Below are 1,438 nucleotides of genomic sequence, written 5' to 3' on the forward strand. Positions count from 1 at the left end.
TAGCACTACTTTGGCAGAAGTGTGATTTTCGGGATTCCGTCGGCGTGTGATGCGTGATTCATAGGGAGCCAGCTTTGATGGAGGCTGGCGATGGAAGCAGACTGGCAGGATGATCTGGAACGGTGGCTCGAGCCGTACCTGCGGGGTCTGGGCAACAAGACGCGGCGGCGGATGTGTCCGGTCTATATTGCTGGTTTGATCGGCCCCGGAGACCGCAAGAGCATCCAGCCCATGGCGGCACGCGTGGATGCACTCAGCTACGACCGTCTGCATCATTTCATCGGCGCAGGCCTGTGGGATAGCGCCCCGCTGGAAGCGACTTTGTGGCAGCAGGCAGATGAACTGGTCGGCGGCGCCAAGGCTTGGCTGATCATTGACGACACGGCGCTGCCTAAGAAGGGCAAAGCATCCGTTGGCGTTGCGCCCCAATATGCCACCGCGTTGGGCAAGAACGCGAACTGCCAGACACTGGTGTCGATGACGCTGGCCTCAGGGGAGGTGCCGGTCATGCTGAGCTTGCGGCTGTTCCTGCCGGAAAGCTGGACCAGCGATACGGCCCGGATGACCAGGGCCGGCGTGCCCGAGCCTTTCCAGAGCTATCGCACCAAGCCCGAGATCGCCATCGAGGAAATCGACCGAGCGATCGCCGCCGGGGTTCGCTTCGGCTGTGTGCTGGCAGATGCGGGCTATGGCCTCTCGGCGCCGTTCCGGCAGGCCTTGAGCGCACGGGATCTTTGCTGGGCCGTTGGCATTCCCCGGCACCAGAAGGTCTACCCTGCAGACGTGCAACTGATCTTCCCGATGGCGAACCGCGGGCGACCGCGTGTTCGGCACGTGCCCGACGTTAAATCCCGCGCCGCACATGCCATGCTCGAAGATGCAAAGTGGCGTCAGGTCAGTTGGCGCCGGGGAACAAAGGGGCGGCTTGCGGCGCGCTTTGCCGCCGTTCGTGTACGCATCGCCGACGGCGCGCCGCAACGGATCGGTTCCGCCGGGGCCCAGCACATGCCCGGCGAGGAAGCCTGGCTGGTGGGTGAGCATCGCTCGAACGGCGAGCGGAAATACTATCTCTCGAACCTACCAGCCGACACGCCGATCAGGGATCTGGCCGGCGCGATCAAGGCGCGCTGGATTTGCGAACAGGCTCATCAGCAACTCAAGGAAGAGCTCGGCCTCGACCACTTCGAAGGGCGGTCCTGGACGGGGCTGCATCGCCACGCACTGATGACGATGATGGCCTATGCCTTTCTGCAGAATAGAAGGCTCGCTCAGGCGGGGCGGAAAAAAAAGAGTCTCCGGGCCACCGCCTCAGCCGAGCATGCCGGCAGTTCGACAAGCCATCCTTGATCGCCTGTCGCGACCGCCGCCCGGGCAATGCCCTCAGTGTGGTTGCTCCCTGCAAAGCGCGATACCCTCACTTCTGCCAAAGTAGTGCTAG

At 63.2% G+C, this 1,438-nt stretch carries 1 protein-coding gene; it reads left to right on the forward strand.

Translation table 11 applies throughout. The features are described 5' to 3' along the window. The first annotated feature begins 90 nt into the window (after positions 1 to 90). Positions 91 to 1,347, forward strand: a complete 1,257-nt coding sequence (locus ACSSVZ_RS28100) for an IS701 family transposase (protein ID WP_453974166.1) — start codon at positions 91 to 93, stop codon at positions 1,345 to 1,347. Positions 1,348 to 1,438 lie beyond the last annotated feature (91 nt).

This window comes from Amorphus sp. MBR-141 (assembly GCF_053628695.1).